Origin of the sequence: Burkholderia catarinensis (genome assembly GCF_001883705.2) — a bacterium.
GTDB lineage: Bacteria > Pseudomonadota > Gammaproteobacteria > Burkholderiales > Burkholderiaceae > Burkholderia > Burkholderia catarinensis.
This window is the reverse complement of the sequence record NZ_MDEQ02000024.1, coordinates 38,671-55,687: the sequence shown is the minus strand read 5'-3', so window position 1 is coordinate 55,687 and position 17,017 is coordinate 38,671. Positions and strand designations below refer to the sequence as shown.

General features: G+C 67.6%; 15 protein-coding genes. 5 read left to right on the top strand and 10 right to left on the bottom strand.

Features of this window, described 5'->3' with window-relative positions:
- Window positions 1–26: 26 nt before the first annotated feature.
- Window positions 27–1,721 carry a M48 family metalloprotease gene (locus BFF94_RS29605; protein WP_219140134.1) on the bottom strand — a complete coding sequence of 565 codons (1,695 nt, stop codon included), beginning with the start codon at window positions 1,719–1,721 and terminating at the stop codon, window positions 27–29.
- 177 nt (window positions 1,722–1,898) lie between these two features.
- On the opposite strand from BFF94_RS29605, the gene moaC reads away from it, so the two are divergent.
- From moaC to BFF94_RS29590, 3 genes are all read left to right on the top strand, one after another.
- Window positions 1,899–2,378, top strand: a complete 480-nt coding sequence (moaC, locus tag BFF94_RS29600; protein WP_128845482.1) for a cyclic pyranopterin monophosphate synthase MoaC — start codon at window positions 1,899–1,901, stop codon at window positions 2,376–2,378.
- A 199-nt stretch (window positions 2,379–2,577) separates the two neighbouring features.
- Window positions 2,578–3,717, top strand: coding sequence for a WD40/YVTN/BNR-like repeat-containing protein (locus BFF94_RS29595; protein WP_128845484.1), 1,140 nt, complete (start codon window positions 2,578–2,580; stop codon window positions 3,715–3,717).
- A 211-nt stretch (window positions 3,718–3,928) separates the two neighbouring features.
- Window positions 3,929–5,143: a hypothetical protein gene (locus BFF94_RS29590; RefSeq protein WP_128845487.1), complete on the top strand. Its 1,215-nt coding sequence runs from the start codon at window positions 3,929–3,931 to the stop codon at window positions 5,141–5,143.
- A gap of 103 nt (window positions 5,144–5,246) precedes the next feature.
- On the opposite strand, the gene BFF94_RS29585 is transcribed toward BFF94_RS29590, so the two are convergent.
- The 9 genes from BFF94_RS29585 to recA form a co-directional block, all read right to left on the bottom strand.
- Window positions 5,247–5,597: a TonB family protein gene (locus BFF94_RS29585; protein WP_128845489.1), complete on the bottom strand. Its 351-nt coding sequence runs from the start codon at window positions 5,595–5,597 to the stop codon at window positions 5,247–5,249.
- A 455-nt stretch (window positions 5,598–6,052) separates the two neighbouring features.
- On the bottom strand, window positions 6,053–7,831 hold the full coding sequence (locus tag BFF94_RS29580; RefSeq protein WP_128845492.1) for a PglL family O-oligosaccharyltransferase: 1,779 nt from the start codon (window positions 7,829–7,831) through the stop codon (window positions 6,053–6,055).
- 155 nt (window positions 7,832–7,986) lie between these two features.
- Entirely contained in the window at window positions 7,987–8,583 is a 597-nt protein-coding gene (locus BFF94_RS29575; protein WP_219140133.1) for a pilin, read from the bottom strand.
- A 97-nt stretch (window positions 8,584–8,680) separates the two neighbouring features.
- Window positions 8,681–9,385, bottom strand: a complete 705-nt coding sequence (locus tag BFF94_RS29570) for a TerC family protein (RefSeq protein ID WP_128844866.1) — start codon at window positions 9,383–9,385, stop codon at window positions 8,681–8,683.
- Between the two features lie 157 nt (window positions 9,386–9,542).
- Entirely contained in the window at window positions 9,543–10,424 is an 882-nt protein-coding gene (gene sucD / locus BFF94_RS29565) for a succinate--CoA ligase subunit alpha (protein WP_034178933.1), read from the bottom strand.
- A 148-nt stretch (window positions 10,425–10,572) separates the two neighbouring features.
- Window positions 10,573–11,739: an ADP-forming succinate--CoA ligase subunit beta gene (gene sucC / locus BFF94_RS29560; RefSeq protein WP_096471695.1), complete on the bottom strand. Its 1,167-nt coding sequence runs from the start codon at window positions 11,737–11,739 to the stop codon at window positions 10,573–10,575.
- A 68-nt stretch (window positions 11,740–11,807) separates the two neighbouring features.
- A complete protein-coding gene (locus BFF94_RS29555) occupies window positions 11,808–12,416 on the bottom strand; it encodes a DUF2889 domain-containing protein (protein ID WP_128844864.1) in 609 nt (202 codons plus the stop codon).
- A 146-nt stretch (window positions 12,417–12,562) separates the two neighbouring features.
- The gene (gene recX, locus BFF94_RS29550; protein ID WP_128844861.1) at window positions 12,563–13,432 is read right to left on the bottom strand and encodes a recombination regulator RecX; all 870 of its coding nucleotides are present in this window, start codon (window positions 13,430–13,432) and stop codon (window positions 12,563–12,565) included.
- Entirely contained in the window at window positions 13,432–14,502 is a 1,071-nt protein-coding gene (gene recA, locus BFF94_RS29545; RefSeq protein ID WP_128844868.1) for a recombinase RecA, read from the bottom strand. The genes recX and recA overlap by 1 nt, the downstream gene beginning before the upstream one ends.
- 191 nt (window positions 14,503–14,693) lie before the next feature.
- Between recA and BFF94_RS29540 the strand changes: the two genes are divergently transcribed.
- Together BFF94_RS29540 and BFF94_RS29535 are read left to right on the top strand one after the other, a co-directional pair.
- Window positions 14,694–15,422, top strand: coding sequence for a response regulator transcription factor (locus BFF94_RS29540; protein ID WP_219140132.1), 729 nt, complete (start codon window positions 14,694–14,696; stop codon window positions 15,420–15,422).
- Between the two features lie 17 nt (window positions 15,423–15,439).
- Window positions 15,440–16,993, top strand: coding sequence for a sensor histidine kinase (locus BFF94_RS29535; RefSeq protein WP_219140131.1), 1,554 nt, complete (start codon window positions 15,440–15,442; stop codon window positions 16,991–16,993).
- Window positions 16,994–17,017: the final 24 nt, after the last annotated feature.

Here is a 17,017-nt window from a genome sequence, read left to right as displayed (position 1 = left end):
ACTCGCCACTCGCCGTTCGCCGGCCGCTACCCGCGGCCGTTCTTCTCGTCCTCGCGCTCTTCCTTGTAGCGTGCCTCGAATTCCAGCAGCCGCGCGCCGATTATCGACTGCTCGTAGAACGACACTTCCTTCATGTCGCGCGCTTCCTTCAACTGGCGAATCGCCGATGGCCACGCGCCGTCGAGCGCGAGCTTCTCCGCGAGCGCGCGGCGCCGCGCGAGCACGTCGCCCTTGCCGTCGCTCGCCTTCGCGAGGTAGTCCCACCAGTCCGGCTGCTCGGGGTCGGCCTTCGCCTGCGCGCGGGCGAGCGCCTGCGCTTCGGCGAAGCGGCGCGCGGCGATGAGCGCCTGCAGGTGCGCGACGATCGCCGCGTGCGACGCCGGCCAGCGCCGCTGCGCGAGCACCGCGAGCCGCACCGCGTCGTCGGTCCGGCCCGCGCGGCGCGCGATGTCGGCGGCCAGCACGTCGAGGCTCGGCGAACTGGTCGCCGGGTCGCCCTCGCGCCGCTCGCGCGCGTCGAACGCCGTGCGGGCCGACGCGAGCGCGTTGCCGGCCGCGTCGTATTCGCCCAGCAGCATGTTCGCGAGCGCGATGCCGTACTCGTTCGCCGCGACGTTCGGCGCCGTGTGATCGTCGATCTCGAGCTGCATCCGGCGCGCTTCGGCCGCGATATCGGTCGGCGCGCGGTTCTGCAGGATGCGCAGCCGCGCGCGCACGAACCCGTACTCGGCCGACTGGCGCGGCTGCCGGTACGGCGCGCGGCGCGCGCGATCCTCCATGTCGGCGATCCGCTCGCCGGTCAGCGGGTGCGTGCGCGCATAGGCCGGCACGCCCGCATCGCCCATCGACGCGCGGTCGAGCCGCTCGAAGAAGCCCGGCATCCCGTACGGGTCGTAGCCCGCGCCCGCGAGCAGCTGGAAGCCGACCCGATCGGCCTCGCGCTCGGCCGAACGCGAGAAGCGCAGTTGGTTGTCGACCGCGTACGCCTGCCCGCCCACCGCGATCGCGCTGCCGAGATCGCCGCTTCTCGCGAGCACGCCGGCCAGCACGCCGAGCAGCATCGTCGCGAGCGCCGTGTAACCGCTCTTCTCGCTCGCGCCGATCATCCGCGCGATGTGCCGCTGCAGCACGTGGCCCATCTCGTGGCCGACCACCGATGCAAGCTCCGACTCCGTCTGCGTCGTGACGACGAGCCCGCTGTTGATCCCGATGAAGCCGCCCGGCATCGAGAACGCGTTGATCTGCGGATCGCGCACCGGGAACAGGTCGAAGTCCGGCGTGTAGCCGCCGATGAAACGCGCGGCGGCCGCGGCCGCGAGCCGCGCCGCCATCGCGTTCAGGTAGTCGCGCACGAGCCAGTCGTCGAGATAGTCGGGGTCGCGCCGCACCTCGCGCATCACGCGCTCGCCGAGCCGGCGCTCGGCCCGCGGCGTCAGCGAGCCGCCGGAGCCGTCGCCGAGATCGGGCAGCTCGAGCGCACGAAGCGGCGCACGCAGGCTCGCGGCCGGCGCCGACGCGCCGCCGGCGCCCGAAAAGCGGCTCTCCGCGCCGCCGTACGTGCCGAACACGCCGGTCGCGATGCCGGACGGCACGGTGGAAATCGCCGGGGAGTCGCCGGTCGCCGGCTCGAGCGGCGGCGCGGACGCGCTCTGCGCATGGCCGTTCGGCGGCAACGCGAGCGCCGTCGACAGCAACATGGCAAGCAACTGTTTGACACGCATGGCAGGATGAAGGCGACACCGTCCGCGCGCCGGGCGCGCATCGCGGCGTTTGGTCTGAATATTCGGGTCATTGTACCGGCGCGTGCGCGACTGTCTCGTGCCGCGCATGCGCCATCTGCGCCCCCGGCGACGCGAACGCCGCTGCTATGATAAGCGCCCGTTGAGACGGAGCATGACATGTCAGGACTCACCCATTTCGATGCCGCCGGCCATGCGCACATGGTCGACGTCGGCGACAAGCAGGAAACCCGACGCATCGCGATCGCGCGCGGCACGATCCGGATGCTGCCGGCCACGTTCGCGCTGATCCGCGACGGCCGTGCCAAGAAAGGCGACGTGCTCGGCGTCGCGCGCATCGCGGCCATCCAGGGCGCCAAGCGCACGGCCGACCTCATCCCGTTGTGCCACCCGCTCGCGCTGACGCGCGTGGCCGTCGACTTCGAACTCGACGACGCGCTGCCCGGCGTCCACTGCGCCGTGCAGGTCGAAACGTTCGGCCGGACCGGTGTCGAGATGGAAGCCCTGACCGCCGTGCAGGTCGGGCTGCTGACCGTCTACGACATGTGCAAGGCCGTCGATCGCGGGATGGTGATCACCGAGGTGAGCGTGCGCGAGAAGCGCGGCGGGAAGTCGGGGGACTGGAAGGCGGAAGATTAAGGGCTTGATTTACAAGCCTTTCCTTCAATGCCGTATCGGCCCTCCCGGGTCGGTCATATATCGGGGTGACCGCCTGCCCAACGACATGCAAAAACACACGCGCCGGATAGCGGTCGTCGGGAGCCTCGCCGCCCTGGTCGTTGCGACATACAGTTATGTTCGCACGACGACGGATTGGGAAACGCTTACGACAAGCTTCATGCGAAACGACACGCCCTATGGCGGCGGCAACTTCCGCATCAAGGGCAATGACGTGATGAGCGTCAAGCTCGCCAATCCCGAGGTGACGTTCAAGCCCCATGCCGAATCGAACGAGCCGCAGCGGGCCGAGCCGACCGAAGCATGGATGAACGACACCGGCGAGTCGCTGAACCGCATGACGATCAGCTTCTTCCGCGGCACCATCGACGGCGGGATGAAGCGCCATTTCCAGCAGGTCGGCCAGAATGCCGCCTGGTGGTATTCGCCGGACTGGTCCGCCCAGTTCATCAGCACGTCGTGGATGAACTACAAGGCTCCCGAGGCGCAAGGTGGCGACGCGCCGCAAACCACCAAGCTGTGGAAATCGAGTGATGGCGGCCAAACATGGTCGCAACTTCAATGGCCCGAAAGCCAGAACATCGGCCGCCTGCTCTTTCTCGATCCGCAGCGTGGCTACGCGGCCGGCTGGGGGCCCCGCGTATGGCGAACTTCCGACGGCGGAAACACGTGGCAAGCGATCGACGTGCCGGCCGATGCACACGTCGGCAGCGAGACGCGCCAGGATTTCAATGCAATCAGCCTCGGCCCGGACGGTGTTCTGCGGATCGCCTACCATGTCGCACAGACTGCCGAAGCACCCGCTCACAGCGTGGTCGACCGGCTCGACTGGGGGCAGCACGCATTCGTGACAGATACGGTGCTGCCAGGCCAGGTCGTCACTGCGCTCGACACCACGCCGGAATCGGGATCACGTTATTCGCTGTACACGCTGTCGCATCTCGACAAGCCGCAAAACGGCGAGGGTCACGACAACGGCCGCCGGACGGGCGCCATTTTCACGTGGACGAACGACCATCCCGAGGCCGTGCAGCAACTGCGCACGTTCGACGAGAAGCTCACACTCGACAGTATGAGCATCGGTCGCAACGGCCTCCTGCTCGTCTATGCAACCGATCCGAACTCCGGAAGCGGCGGCACCGGCGGCGGCGCACCGATCGACCTGACGTTCAGCAGCACCGACGCCGGCAAGTCGTGGAATAAAACGACCGACAAAACCGCACAAGGCGGCTACTTCGACGCGCAGACCAACACGCTGTACTGGCTGCACGCATTCACGCTAAAGAAGCGGACCTTCTGACCACGTGCCGGACGCCTCGGCGGCCGGCCCTCGCTGCGGTAGCACGATCGTGACAATCCCGGGCCGCAGCGAGGTATCGTGCCGCACGATGGCAATGCGTGCCCCTGCTGAACAGGCGCCATGGGTCGAATGATTCGTCCATCGCATCCGGTTCGGTGTCCGGCCAACCGCTTTCCGTCATGAACGAAGAAAAGAACGAAGACAAGATTCGATGAAGAACATGCTGAAACGCGCGACACTCGCGCTCTCCGTCGCCTGCGCCGCACCCGCCGCCGCTCTCGCCGCCGGCCCCTGCCCCGCCGCCGACATCGCCGCGCGCGCAGCCATCGACGCGCAGCAGCGCGTGCAGCAGGTCCGCAATCCGCAAGGCGACGGTGGTGGCAACGTCGATATCTCGCCGCCGCTGCGCGACGCGCTTCGTGCGTACAAGCAGGCGCTCGTCAGCGCGATCGACGCGCGGCTCGCATGCAGCGACGAACACGTCGACCCGGCTGCGCTGAAGCGCACGCTTGCGGCCGCGCTCGGCGTGCCGGCTCCATCAATCCGCTCGGCCGCGCCGAAAAGCGGCGAATCGGCATTCGGCCGCAATCCGGACGTCGACGTCGAACGCAGCGACACGTCCCGCCCGCGCCTCTTCGTGCGCGCCGGCTTCGACATCGCGTGCGGCGACGACAACCTGCTCACCGCGTACGCATGGGAAAACGGCAACTGGCGGCGCGTGCTGCGCTGGCAGGCCGACGACTACAAGGACATCGGCGGCGCCTACGGCGGCGGCTTCTGGTTCTCGGCGCTGCCCGGCGGGCAAGTCGCGGTCGTCCACGGCACGCCGTGGTGCTCGTCGCGCTGGAGCCGGTTCGCGGCAGACGTGGTCGCACCGGCAAACGGCCCGGCCGCGCAACGCACGCTGTTCCATACGGAGCACGGCTACGTGATCGACGACGACGCAATCCGGTTCAAGGCGCGCCCCGACGGCTTCGAGCTGCGCACGACGGTCGGCTCGATCGATAGCGAAGTGATGACGCGGCCGGGCATCTTCCGCTACCGCGTCGACGGCGACACCGTGCAGCGCGTGCAGCCCGTGGCGGTCAATGGCCGCGATTTCGTCGACGAGTGGCTGAAGGTGGACGATGCGCTTGCGCGCGAATGGAGCGAGCCCGCCGCCGCGGCCGCCGCGCTGAAGGCCCGGCAGGCGTTCAACGCGGAAAGCAAGGCGCCCGATATCGGGTTCGCGTACGGCCCGGTGCGCGGCTGCGCGGACAGCAAGGATCGCTTTCAGGTCGAACTGGATCTGACCGGCAAGAGCGGGGAAACCGTCGCACGGCGCTATGCGCTGATTCGCCAGGAGCGCAACGGATTCACGATGCTCGGGCTGCGCAATGCGGCCGAACCGGCCTGCCGCGGCGCGAACCTGATGCCGCGGCACTGAACATGGAACGCGTGCGCCGCAACGGCCGCGCGTCTCGACTTTGGCCGGCCATGCAACGGTGCGGCAGGCCGGAGGCGAAACCGGACGGCAAGCCGCACGCGCATCACTGGCCGCGTTGCGGCCCGAACACGAACGGCTGGGTCAGCAGGAACGGGTTCGCGGTTGCGCCCGTCTGCACGCAGGTCGCGTGCGTCATCGCGTCGACGGCCGCGCGATCGGCCGCCGCATTGCGGCTGCTCGTCGTCACGGTGACGTTCTGCGCTTCGCCCGACGTCGTCATCAGCGCGCGCACCAGTACTGTCGCCGGGCGCGTGAGCGGCTTCGCGGTATCCGGATAGACGGCGCGCGGAATGTGGCAGGTCAGCTTGCTTTCCTGCGACGACGACAGCATCGCGCAGCCGGAAAACAGCATCGCGACGGCGGGCAGGATCAGGTAGGTCGGGCGAATAGCCATGGTCGAATATCGTTCTTCAGCACTGTTCCGGACGAACGCGCCGCGCACCGGAACACACCGCCCGGCCGCATCACATGCGTCACACTGCGCCGCGGCCATCGGACCGGCGCCCCGTTACGGCCGCACGGCCGATCGATGCTCGGCCGCGATCCTGCCTGGCGGACTTCCCGGATAGCCGGGGCGTTGCCTGTGTTCACGCCGGCCCCGGCCCACGCGAGCGCGGCACACGAGCGCTTTCGCGCATTGTGCACGCGCCATCCGGCCAGCGGCGGCGATTTGACAATGGTTGACGCGAATCGCCGCGCATGCGGCCGGAATCCACGCAATCCACGAGGTAATCGATACCTGGCCGGATTCGCCGGGTTCACGCCAGGCCGACCTGCCCGACGCCGGCCCCCGCTTCATCGCGGCGCGGCAAACGCCGGGATTCCCCGCCCCGGCGGGCGCTGCGCACGTCAGTCCGAATCGTCGTCGTCCGAGTCGTCGGCCGCATCGGCCGGAACTTCCCCGTACTTCGCGACGACGGCCGCCTTGAACGTCTTCAGCGCAGGCTGCTGGTCGCACAGCTTGTACAGCAAGGCCAGTTGTTGCGGCCAGTCCTTCAACTCCTTCGCAAACACATGCAGGCGCGCAACGGTATCGAGCGCGTCGGCTTCGCGGCCCGCCAGCGCCTGCAGCGCCGCATAGCGGCGCAGCACCGTCTCGCCGGGCAGCAGCGCGATCGCGCGTTCGTGCGCGGCGAGCTTGGCCGGCAAGTCGTCCGGCGAAATCGCGAGCAGCGTGGCCGCACCGTAATCGCCCCACGCGCCGAACAGCAGCGACGGTGCATCGCGGTACTGTGCGGCCGGATCGTTGCCGTAATACAGCACTTCCGCGTGCTGGTAGTCGCGCAGCACGGGCACCGCCGCCAGCACGCCGCCGAACGACAGCACCGCGAACAGCCCGAATGCCGCGCGTCCCGGCAGGATGCGCAGCGGCTTCACGTCGAGCAGCCCGATCACGAACATCGCCGGCAGCAGGAAAAACATGTACTGCTGCGGATACTCGACCAGCGCATGCATCAGCAGGATGCCGATCAGTGCGAAGCCGAACACGCGCATGCTCGACTGCGGCGCGCGCAGCGCACGCACGAACCACATCACGAGCGTGACGGCGAGCACGCCGAGGCCGACGAGACCGGACTTCGCGAGCAGGTCGATGAAGATGTCGTGCGAGTTGTTCGCGATCTCGACGCCGCCGAGCGTGCGCACGAGCGCAAACTGGTGCGACGGGAACTCGCCCCAGCCGACGCCGAGCAGCGGATGCTCGCGGAACATCGCGAGCCCGTACTTCCACAACGCGAGGCGCGGCGCGATCTGCCCCGCGTCGCGCATCCGGTCGGCCGCCGATTCCGCGAGATTCAGGTGGTAGTGGACGTTGGCCCAGCGCACCGCGACGTTCACCGCGATGAACGCGACCGCGAGCACGACCGGTATCAGCCACGCGCGCGCATTGCCCTGCGCGCGGCGCGATTCGAGCCATGCCATCCAGAAACCCGCGACGACCATCACCGCGACCTGCAGCCACGGCCCGCGCGACACCGTCAGCGCGAGACCGACCGACAGCACGATCGACAGCGCGAACCACGCCCATACCGCGAGCCGGCGCGTCTGCACGAGATACAGCGCGCCCGCCAGCGCGAACGCGATGTAGGTGGCCAGATGGTTCGCTTGCGCCATGTTGCCGTACGGCCGGCGATCGACCGCGACGTTGTACATCACGACGAACGGCGACACGGCCGACTCGAGGTGGAACAACTGCACGATCTGGGTTCCGACCGCGAACACGCCGCCGACGAGCAGCGCACCGGCCATCATCCGCGACACGGCTTCGGCCAACCCGTCGCGCGCGAGCGTGTAGCCGGCCTGCATCGCGACCAGCGCGACGGCGAGATAGCCGAGCGCCAGCCAGTTCATCGACGGCACCTTGAGCGGAATCAGCGCGACCTGCGCGATCAGCACCACGGCGAAACCGAGCGGCACGACGAACGCGGCCGGCGCGGCGAACGGCGCGGCCGGGCGGCCGGTGCGCGCGAGCAGCACGACGGACACCCCCACCAGCAGATACAACACCAGCGCGGAAAACTCGGAATAGAAGGTCGGGATCGGATACGTGTGATTCGTGATCGCGTACGGCACGATCAGGGCGACAGCCAGCGCAACGAGCGGCAACGAACGGGAAAAAGTAGAAGGCATGAGCGAACCGGATGTCAGCAACCGGCGCACTATACAAAACTTTCCCTCCTCTGTGCGGGGCCTTCGCGCCACGACCCGACGCGGAGCGACCGCCCCGGCCGCCGAAGCGGCGGCCGGCATGCCGCACGCGCCGCCGCCCTGCTCTGCCGCCGCCGCTACGCGCGGCACTCGGCCGGCGCATATTTCGCAGGCAGCGTCGCGGCGTCGCCCGGCAACGGCCCGGCCCCCGGCGCCGGCAGCGACGACGCATCCTTGCCCGCGGCGAAGCACTCCCACGCGATCGCGCCGGCCTGCATCGCGCCCTTTTTGAGCGGCACGCGCGCGGTAGGCGTGTCGGCCTTGTCGGGCGCCGACGGCACGAGCACCAGCGTATTCGTGCCGGCCGCGGCGACGCGGGTGGTAAACGCGACCGTAATCTGGCCGGTCTGGCCGTCGATCGCAACCGATTCGACGTTGCGGGTCGCGGCCGGCGGGCTGTAGCCGCCGTCGAGGCTTGCGCCGCTCGCCGCGTTGTCGGCAACCGCGAGCCGCGCGGACGACGCGAGCGCGAGCCCCTCGCCGACGCGCGAGCGCGCAAGGTAATCCTGGTACGCGGGAATCGCATAGGCCGCGATCACGCCGACGATCGCCAGCACGATCATCAACTCGATCAACGTGAAGCCGGCCGGCCGCCAGCGCGGCGAAGGCCGGTTCGCGCGCCGCAGATCGGCGGCAACGCGACGGAACAGGGATACGGAAAAGGCTTCGAACATGGCAGGCTCCGGAAACGAAAAACGCCTGCCGATAAAGGCAGGCGTCTCGATCGTAGCCAGCGGGCCGCGAAGCCGGCAGTCGGCCGGACGGCCAGCGTCAGTGCGCGTGCGGCGCGTCGCGGCGTTTCCTGAGCGCGTAACCGATCGCCACGACGAACAGCGCGCCCGCGAGGCTCGCGCCGTAGATCACCGGCGGCGTATCGAGCACCGGCCAGCGGTCGCCGACCGGGTCGTTCACGATCAGCCCGCCCGCTATCCAGCCGAGCAGCGCGGCGCCGAGCGCCACGACGATCGGGAAACGGTCGAGCAGTTTCAGCACCAGCGTGCTGCCCCACACGATGATCGGCACGCTGACGACGAGCCCGAAGATCACGAGCGCGATCCGGTGCGACGGGTCGGCCTGTTCGGCCGCGCCGGCGATCGCGATCACGTTGTCGAGGCTCATCACCGCATCGGCGATCACGATCGTCTTCACGGCATCCCACAGCCGGTCGGCCGGTTTCACGTCGTCGTGCGCATCAGCGGCCGGCGCCATCAGCTTGATGCCGATCCACAGCAGCAGCAGCCCGCCGCCGAACTTCAGGAACGGCACGTCGAGCAGCGCGACCGCGAACGTGATCAGCGCGACGCGCAGCAGGATCGCACCCGCGGTGCCCCAGACGACGCCGCGCAGCCGCTGGTTCGCCGGCAGGTTGCGGCACGCGAGCGCGATCACGACCGCGTTGTCGCCGCCGAGCAGGATGTCAATGATGACGATCTGGACAATGGCGCCCCAGTGCAGCGACGTCAGGAATTCGAGCATGGCGGTGACGGGCAGGGCAGCGGCCGCCCGGCGGGCGGCCCGGTTCATCGCCGGCACATGCGTGGCGCATGCCCGGTGCTTACGAATTCATTGCGCGAGCATAACAAAAAACGCCGGCAAAGCCGGCGTTTTCTGCAGGACGAACCCAGCGGAAATATTACAGCGCTGCCTTCAGCAGGCGGCCCATTTCCGACGGGTTGCGCGTGACGGTGATGCCGCACGCTTCCATGATTTCCAGCTTCGCTTCGGCCGTATCCGCACCGCCCGAGATCAGCGCGCCGGCGTGGCCCATGCGCTTGCCCGGAGGCGCGGTGACGCCTGCGATGAAGCCGACGACCGGCTTCTTCATGTTGGCCTTGATCCACTCAGCCGCATTGGCTTCGTCCGGACCGCCGATTTCGCCGATCATCACGACTGCGTCCGTATCCGGATCGTCGTTGAACATCTTCATCACGTCGATGTGCTTCAGACCGTTGATCGGGTCGCCGCCGATACCGACTGCCGACGACTGGCCGAGGCCGAGTGCCGTCAGCTGCGCAACGGCTTCATACGTCAGCGTGCCCGAACGCGACACGACGCCGATGCGGCCCTTGCGGTGGATGTGGCCCGGCATGATGCCGATCTTCAGTTCGTCCGGCGTGATCGTGCCCGGGCAGTTCGGCCCGAGCAGCAGCGTCTTGCGGCCTTCGCGACGCATGCGGTCCTTCACTTCGATCATGTCGCGCACGGGGATGCCTTCCGTGATGCAGATCGCAAGATCCAGGTCGGCTTCGACTGCTTCCCAGATCGCAGCAGCTGCGCCTGCCGGCGGAACGTAGATGACCGACACGGTCGCGCCGGTTTCTTCCTTCGCTTCCTTGACGCTTGCGTAGATCGGAATGCCTTCGAAATCTTCGCCGGCCTTCTTCGGGTTCACGCCCGCGACGAATGCTTCGCGGCCGTTTGCGTATTCACGGCAGGCGCGCGTATGGAACTGACCGGTTTTGCCGGTAATGCCCTGCGTGATGACCTTCGTGTCCTTGTTGATCAGAATCGACATGTATTTTGACCTCTGTTCGATTGGCGTCGCGTGCAAACCGCGCCGCCATGCGTGTTCATTGAGCGCGCCAAGAAAACGCCGGGCCGCCCCAAGTTTTCTTGACCTCCCCGGGGGCCTGGCGCATAGCGCCAGGTCTGGGGGCGCTTCTTTACTTGCCTTCGGCAGCCGTGACGACCTTCTGCGCGGCTTCTTCCATGCTGTCCGCCGAGATGATCGGCAGACCCGAGTCGGCCAGCATCTTCTTGCCGAGGTCCTCGTTCGTGCCCTTCATGCGCACGACGAGCGGCACCTTCAGGTTCACGGCCTTCGAACCGGCGATCACGCCTTCCGCGATCACGTCGCAGCGCATGATGCCGCCGAAGATGTTCACGAGGATCGCCTTCAGATCCGGGTTCTTCAGCATCAGCTTGAACGCTTCCGTGACCTTCTCGGTCGTCGCGCCACCGCCGACGTCCAGGAAGTTCGCCGGTTCGCCGCCGAACAGCTTGATGGTGTCCATCGTCGCCATCGCGAGGCCTGCGCCGTTCACGAGGCAGCCGATGTTGCCGTCGAGCGAGATGTACGCGAGGTCGAACTTCGACGCTTCGATTTCAGCCGGATCTTCTTCGTCCAGATCGCGGTACGCGACGATTTCCGGGTGGCGGAACAGCGCGTTCGAGTCGAAGTTGAACTTCGCGTCGAGTGCGATGACCTTGCCGTCGCCGGAGACGTTCAGCGGGTTGATTTCAGCCAGCGACGCGTCGGTTTCCCAGAATGCCTTGTACAGGCCTTGCAGGATGGCGCGCGCTTGCGGAATCGAAGCAGCCGGCACGCCGATCTTCGCGGCGAGGTCGTCCGCCTGGGCGTCGAGCAGGCCGGTCGACGGCTCGACGATGACCTTGTGGATCAGTTCCGGGTGCTTTTCGGCAACTTCTTCGATGTCCATGCCGCCTTCGCTCGAACCCATCAGAACGATCTTTTGCGTCACGCGATCAACGACGAGGCTGACATACAGTTCCTGCTTGATGTCGGCGCCTTCTTCGACCATCAGACGGTTGACCTTCTGGCCTTCCGGACCGGTCTGGTGCGTGACGAGCTGCATGCCGAGGATCTGGTTCGCGTATTCGCGAACCTGCTCGATCGACTTCGCCACCTTCACGCCGCCGCCCTTACCACGGCCGCCTGCATGAATCTGAGCCTTCACGACCCACACCGGGCCGCCGAGCTCTTCCGCCACCTTGACGGCCTCGTCAACCGAGAACGCCGGCTTGCCGCGCGGTACCGCGACGCCGAATTTCCGCAGGATTTCCTTACCCTGGTACTCGTGAATCTTCATGCGTGATTCCCTTCAGTCTGAGAGTTGGATGAAAAGTCGCTTAAGACGCTTCTTCGAATGATTTCCGTTCATTCCTTCGTGTTGCCTTCACCGGGCACGTCCGGCCGGCTCGCGCCATACCAGCGCGGGTAGTACTGCCGCACGACCTCGCCGTCGAACCGCAGCGCGCGGCAGCGGCCGAGCTGGAACGGCGGTTCGGCGTGCACGCCGTCATGATCCGGCCCTTCACCGCCCTCTTCGCGCACGTTCCATACGTCACCGGCGAACGCCTGGATTGCTGCAGTCGGCAGCACGGCGCACAGTTCGGTGAGATGGGAGCAGCCTGCGACACCGGACAGCAGTCGGTTCGCATCGCGGCGGAAGTGGCGGAAAAGATTGAGCCCTATGAGGGCTCGATAGGCGGGAGGGGCGGATTGACACTGACCGGGATAGGGCACCCATTCCGACGACGCTTCGGCGTCGACGACATTGAGTTCACGATCGATAGTCACGCGCAGCCAGAGTTCGTGGATCGGCAGGCCTTGGGGCCGGATGCCCGACGCAAGCGCGACATCGCGCGGCTTGTGGTCGGTCAGGCAGGCTTCGATGTCCCACAAGCCGTCGCCGCGCTCGTAAGCTTCCGCTCGGATTGCGCGTCGATGTCGCAACTGACGGGGCACGGGCTCGGATAGCGGCATGCTGGAGGTTGAGGCCGAAGAGGAAAACCCACGGATTTTAGCATATTGGGTATTTGCGACAGTCTGACGCGACGGCGGGTATTCCCGCCTGTCCGGAAGCAGTTGCGTTGCAGCAAAATCGCGCGCCACGCGCGTGACCGGCCCGATCAATCGTCGATCGGGAAATCGTCGCCGACCTTCAGCAACTTCACGATGGTCGCGCTCGAGAAGCCGCGCGCGGCGAGAAAGCGCGCCTGCTTCGCGCGCTCGGCCGGCGTTTGCGGCAGTGCACCGAATTTCTTGCGCCAGACAGCCTGCGCACGCGCCCATTCGGTCTCGCGCAACTGCGCATTCACTTCCTCGACGAGCGTGTCGCCGACCGCATGACGCTTCAGTTCGCTGACGATACGCGCGGCGCCGACGCGCGGCGCGCGACGATGCACGAGGCTCTCGGCAAAGCGCGCGTCGGACAGCCAGCCTTCCTTTTCCAGCGCATCGAGCACGGGTTCGACGGATTCGTCTTCGCCGACGTAGGGCGCGAGCTTGCGCGCGAGCTCCGCGCGGCTGTATTCACGCCTGGACAGATAGCCGAGCGCGCGGCCCTTCAATGACCGCGGCGGCCTCGACGACTTGCGCACGCCGGCGCCCGGATCGTCGCCTGCAGAAGTGCTTGAAGCAGCGCCGGCCGCACGACGCGTGCGGCGCGGATGCTGGCTGCTGCGCGTATAGACATCTTCCCTGGCCGGCGCCGACGCATCGGATGCGCGATCGCCCGGGAAGCTGACACCGGAAACACGACGGCGGGAGCGGTCGTGCGCATCGAACGATTCGTCGCCATCGAACGGATCGTCCGGCGCGGCGATCTCAAACGAAACGAGGGCATCGTCGGATGCCCTCGTCGCGGTGCGGTTCGCAGCGCTGCTGCCTGCGAACTGCCGGTCGGCGCCCGAGGACCTGGCTCGCCGGCTGGAGCGACCCGCCGTTTCCGGCGCGTCGCTCTCCTCCGGCTCGCCAGCCTGACCTCGGCGCCCGACCATCACTCTTCTTCGCCCATTGCCTCGGCTTCGTTGCCTGCGCCATCGGGCATCGCGACGACGCCGAGCGATTCGCGAATGCGGTTTTCGATCTCGCGCGCGATTTCCGGATTCTCGCGCAGGAATTCACGCGCGTTGTCCTTGCCCTGGCCGATCTTCTCGCCGTTGTAGCTGTACCAGGCGCCCGCCTTGTCGACGATCTTCGCCTGCACGCCGAGATCGATGATCTCGCCCTGACGCGAAATGCCTTCGCCGTACAGGATGTCGAAGATCGCTTCGCGGAACGGCGGCGACACCTTGTTCTTGACGACCTTCACGCGGGTTTCGTTGCCGATCACCTCGTCGTTCTTCTTGATCGAGCCGATCCGGCGGATATCGAGACGCACCGACGCATAGAACTTGAGCGCGTTGCCGCCCGTGGTGGTTTCCGGGTTGCCGAACATCACGCCGATCTTCATCCGGATCTGGTTGATGAAGATCACGAGACAGTTCGTGCGCTTGATCGTGCCGGTCAGCTTGCGCAGCGCCTGCGACATCAGGCGGGCCTGCAGGCCCGGCAACGAATCGCCCATCTCGCCTTCGATTTCGGCCTTCGGCACGAGCGCCGCGACCGAGTCGATGACGATCATGTCGACCGAGCCCGAGCGCACCAGCGCGTCGGTGATTTCGAGCGCCTGCTCGCCGGTGTCCGGCTGCGAGATCAACAGCTCGGGCACGTTCACGCCGAGCTTCGCCGCGTACTGGGCGTCGAGCGCGTGCTCGGCGTCGATGAACGCGGCCGTGCCGCCGATCTTCTGCAGTTCGGCGATGACCTGCAGCGTGAGCGTGGTCTTGCCGGACGATTCCGGACCGTAGATCTCGACCACCCGGCCGCGCGGCAGGCCGCCGACGCCAAGCGCGATATCGAGACCCAGCGAGCCCGTGGAGACGACCTGGATATCGTCGGCTGCCTCGCCGTCGCCCATGCGCATGATCGACCCTTTGCCGAACTGCTTTTCGATCTGGGCAAGCGCGGCGGCCAGCGCCTTGCTCTTCTCGGCGGTCATCCCGGAGCCTTTCTTGCTTTCTTCCATGAATCGTCCTTTGCTATGATGAGCAGCGTCTGTTAGAGGCGCGCCCGCTTTCAAGCGCCGCCCACGAATTCAGACACTGTATAAAAAAACAGTGTTTTATGCAAGCCCGCAATGCAGGCTGCGTCGTACACGAATAACTTCGGAGACAGCCGCACCGGCGCAAGCGCCCTGCCGGCCACCGGTCACGCACCATGCGAATTCTCATCGCCGAAGATGACAGCATACTCGCGGACGGCCTCACCCGGTCACTCCGCCAATCGGGCTATGCGGTCGACCACGTGAAGAACGGCATCGAGGCCGACACGGCGCTGTCGATGCAGACCTTCGACCTGCTGATCCTCGATCTCGGCCTGCCGAAAATGTCCGGGCTCGACGTGCTCAAGCGCCTGCGCGCCCGCAATTCCACCCTCCCCGTGCTGATCCTGACCGCCGCCGACAGCGTCGACCAGCGCGTGAAGGGGCTCGACCTCGGCGCCGACGACTACATGGCCAAGCCGTTCGCGCTCAACGAGCTCGAAGCGCGCGTGCGCGCGCTGACCCGGCGCGGCGCGGGCGGCGGCCCGACCGTCGTGCGCCACGGCTCGCTCGCGTTCGACCAGGTCGGCCGCATCGCGTATGCGAACGATCTCGTGCTCGATCTCTCCGCGCGCGAGCTCGGCCTGCTCGAGGTGCTGCTGCAGCGGATCGGCCGGCTGGTGTCGAAGGAGCAGCTCGTCGACCATCTGTGCGAATGGGGCGAGGAAGTCAGCAACAACGCGATCGAAGTCTATGTGCACCGGCTGCGCAAGAAGATCGAACCGAGCGGCGTCCGGATCTCGACCGTGCGCGGCCTCGGCTATTGCCTCGAGAAGGTCGCGCCGGCCGCGCCGGCCGACACGGCAGCGCCCCAGCCCGCGGTGGCCGGCACGCCGCTGCGCTGAAGCCGGGCGTCGCCGCGATGGCCACGCCGGCCCGTTCCCGCCACCCGACCGGCGCACCGTCGTCGGCCGCCGATGATGCGCGCGACGCGCGCTACGAGAACCCGTTCGCTCCGCCCGACGAAACCGATGCGCCCGAGGCCCCGCGCCCGCGCTCGCTGTTCGGCGAAATCCTCGACTGGATGCTCGCGCCGCTGCTGCTGCTGTGGCCGATGAGCATCGCCGTCACCTATCTCGTCGCGAAGACGATCGCGAACGGCCCGTTCGACCGCGCGCTCGAGACCAACGCCTACGTGCTCGCGCGGCAGATTCATCCGGTGAACGGCGTCGCCGAGCTGACGCTGCCGGAGCAGACGCGCGACTTCCTGCGCGCGGACAACGTCGACAGCGTTTACTTCCAGGTGCTCGGCACGCGCGGCGAGCTGGTCGCGGGCGAAGCCGACATGCCGCTGCCGCGCGACGAGGATCGCCCGCCGCCGGGCGTCGTCGTGTTTCGCGACGACCTGCTGCGCGGCAACGACGTGCGCGTCGCGTACACGACGGTCGCGCTGCCGCAATCGGGTAGCACGCAGCCCGTGCTCGTGCAGGTCGGCGAGACGCTGGACAAGCGCAACGCGCTCGCGAACGACATCATCAAGGGCGTGATCCTGCCGCAGTTCGTGATCCTGCCGCTCGCGATCGTGCTCGTCTGGTTCGGGCTGTCGCGCGGGCTTGCGCCGCTCAACGCGCTGCAGGCGCACATCCGCGCGCGGCGGCCCGACGACCTGTCGCCGGTCGAGGCACAGCGCGCGCCGCCCGAGATCGAGCCGCTCGTCACGTCGTTCAACGACCTGCTCGCGCGCCTCGAACAGAACATGGCGCTGCAAAAGCGCTTCATCGCCGACGCCGCGCACCAGATGAAGACGCCGCTCGCGGGCCTGCGCACGCAGGCCGAGTTCGCGCTGCGCCACCCTGTCCCGCCCGACGTGCAGCGCTCGCTCGAGCAGATCGCGACGGGTTCCGAGCAGGCCGCGCGGCTCGTCACGCAATTGCTTGCGCTCGCGCGCGCCGAGAACCGCGCAAGCGGGCTCACGTTCGAGCCGGTCGAGATCGCCGTGCTCGCGCGGCGCGCGGTGCGCGACTGGGTGCAGGCCGCGCTCGCGAAGCGGATGGATCTCGGCTACGAAGGCCCGCCGGACGACGCGCCGCTCGACGTCGACGGCAATCCGGTGATGCTGCGCGAGATGCTCGGCAACCTGATCGACAACGCGGTCCGCTATACGCCGGAAGGCGGCCGTATCACGGTGCGCGTGCGCGCCGAGCACGCGGCGCGATTCGTGCATATCGAAGTCGAGGATACGGGCCCCGGCATCCCGGCCGCCGAACGCGAGCGCGTCGTCGAGCGCTTCTACCGGATCCTCGGCCGCGAAGGCGACGGCAGCGGCCTCGGGCTCTCGATCGTGCGCGAGATCGTCACGCAGCACGGCGGCACGCTGACGCTCGACGATCACGTCTACCAGCACGCACCGCGCCTCGCCGGCACGCTCGTGCGCATCAGCCTGCCGCTGGCCGAAACCGCCCCGGATTTACCCTGACGCGCGCCACGGCAGCGCGCCGAG

Excerpts from the sequence above, each read along its gene's own strand:
- BFF94_RS29605 (WP_219140134.1), bottom strand. The coding sequence starts at position 1,721 with ATGCGTGTCAAACAGTTGCTTGCCATGTTGCTGTCGACGGCGCTCGCG.
- moaC (WP_128845482.1), top strand. The coding sequence starts at position 1,899 with ATGTCAGGACTCACCCATTTCGATGCCGCCGGCCATGCGCACATGGTC.
- BFF94_RS29595 (WP_128845484.1), top strand. The coding sequence starts at position 2,578 with ATGCGAAACGACACGCCCTATGGCGGCGGCAACTTCCGCATCAAGGGC.
- BFF94_RS29590 (WP_128845487.1), top strand. The coding sequence starts at position 3,929 with ATGAAGAACATGCTGAAACGCGCGACACTCGCGCTCTCCGTCGCCTGC.
- BFF94_RS29585 (WP_128845489.1), bottom strand. The coding sequence starts at position 5,597 with ATGGCTATTCGCCCGACCTACCTGATCCTGCCCGCCGTCGCGATGCTG.
- BFF94_RS29580 (WP_128845492.1), bottom strand. The coding sequence starts at position 7,831 with ATGCCTTCTACTTTTTCCCGTTCGTTGCCGCTCGTTGCGCTGGCTGTC.
- BFF94_RS29575 (WP_219140133.1), bottom strand. The coding sequence starts at position 8,583 with ATGTTCGAAGCCTTTTCCGTATCCCTGTTCCGTCGCGTTGCCGCCGAT.
- BFF94_RS29570 (WP_128844866.1), bottom strand. The coding sequence starts at position 9,385 with ATGCTCGAATTCCTGACGTCGCTGCACTGGGGCGCCATTGTCCAGATC.
- sucD (WP_034178933.1), bottom strand. The coding sequence starts at position 10,424 with ATGTCGATTCTGATCAACAAGGACACGAAGGTCATCACGCAGGGCATT.
- sucC (WP_096471695.1), bottom strand. The coding sequence starts at position 11,739 with ATGAAGATTCACGAGTACCAGGGTAAGGAAATCCTGCGGAAATTCGGC.
- BFF94_RS29555 (WP_128844864.1), bottom strand. The coding sequence starts at position 12,416 with ATGCCGCTATCCGAGCCCGTGCCCCGTCAGTTGCGACATCGACGCGCA.
- recX (WP_128844861.1), bottom strand. The coding sequence starts at position 13,432 with ATGGTCGGGCGCCGAGGTCAGGCTGGCGAGCCGGAGGAGAGCGACGCG.
- recA (WP_128844868.1), bottom strand. The coding sequence starts at position 14,502 with ATGGAAGAAAGCAAGAAAGGCTCCGGGATGACCGCCGAGAAGAGCAAG.
- BFF94_RS29540 (WP_219140132.1), top strand. The coding sequence starts at position 14,694 with ATGCGAATTCTCATCGCCGAAGATGACAGCATACTCGCGGACGGCCTC.
- BFF94_RS29535 (WP_219140131.1), top strand. The coding sequence starts at position 15,440 with ATGGCCACGCCGGCCCGTTCCCGCCACCCGACCGGCGCACCGTCGTCG.